Source organism: Bacillus sp. 007/AIA-02/001, assembly GCF_004634455.1.
In the GTDB taxonomy this organism is placed as follows: Bacteria; Bacillota; Bacilli; order Bacillales; family Bacillaceae_G; genus Bacillus_A; species Bacillus_A cereus.
In genome coordinates, this window is sequence record NZ_SEIY01000050.1 from 1 (window position 1) to 1,006 (window position 1,006).

The following is a 1,006-nucleotide window of genomic DNA, read 5'->3' on the forward strand; positions in this document are numbered from 1 at the left end:
CCATTTTTATTATTTGATTGCCATTTCCAAGAGTCAGCACACATTTCTTCTAATCCGCGTGTTGCCTCCCAGCCTAATTCACGCTTTGCTTTCGATGCATCAGCAAAACATACTGCCACATCACCTGGGCGACGCTCTGTAATTTTATAAGGAACTTTCTTGCCCGAAACTTTTTCAAATGCTTCAACCATCTCTAGTACACTATAGCCCATGCCTGTGCCCAGGTTGTAAGCATCTACTCCTGTTGTACTCAGTACTTTCTCAAGCGCCTTTACGTGACCATTTGCTAAGTCCACAACATGGATGTAATCACGGACTCCTGTTCCATCTTTCGTTGGATAGTCATTTCCGAATACGCTTAATTCTTTTAACTTACCTACCGCTACTTGCGTTACATATGGCATTAAGTTATTTGGGATTCCATTTGGATCTTCTCCGATACGCCCACTTTCGTGTGCACCAAATGGATTGAAATAACGAAGTAATGCAATACTCCATTCTGCATCTGCAAATGCTACATCACGCATAATTTGCTCAATCATTAATTTCGTTTGACCATATGGATTTGTTGCACTTAATGGAAACTCCTCCGTAATCGGTGACGTTTCCGGGATACCATATACAGTTGCAGATGAACTAAAGATTATCTTCTTTACATTATGTTTCTGCATTACTTCACATAGCACTAACGTGCTTGTAATGTTGTTGTGATAATATGTTAATGGAATCGCTACTGACTCCCCTACAGCTTTAAATCCTGCAAAGTGAATAACTGCTTCAATTGAATTTTCTTCAAAAATTGCGTCAAGCGCTTCGCGATTTAAAACATCTTCTTTATAAAACTTAAATTGTTTTCCTGTTATTTCTTTCACTCGATTTATAGATTCTACCGAGCTATTCGAAAGATTATCCACTACTATAACTTCGTAACCGCTATTTAGTAATTCTACACATGTATGACTACCAATATATCCTGCTCCACCTGTTACAAGTATTGCCATAATTA

The 1,006-nt window shown here is 38.5% G+C and carries 1 protein-coding gene; it reads right to left on the reverse strand.

What is annotated here, in order from left to right; genetic code table 11:
* A partial coding sequence (gene galE, locus ES895_RS29120) for a UDP-glucose 4-epimerase GalE (protein WP_053513680.1) occupies positions 1 to 1,001 on the reverse strand: 1,001 nt, incomplete at its 3' end.
* Positions 1,002 to 1,006 lie beyond the last annotated feature (5 nt).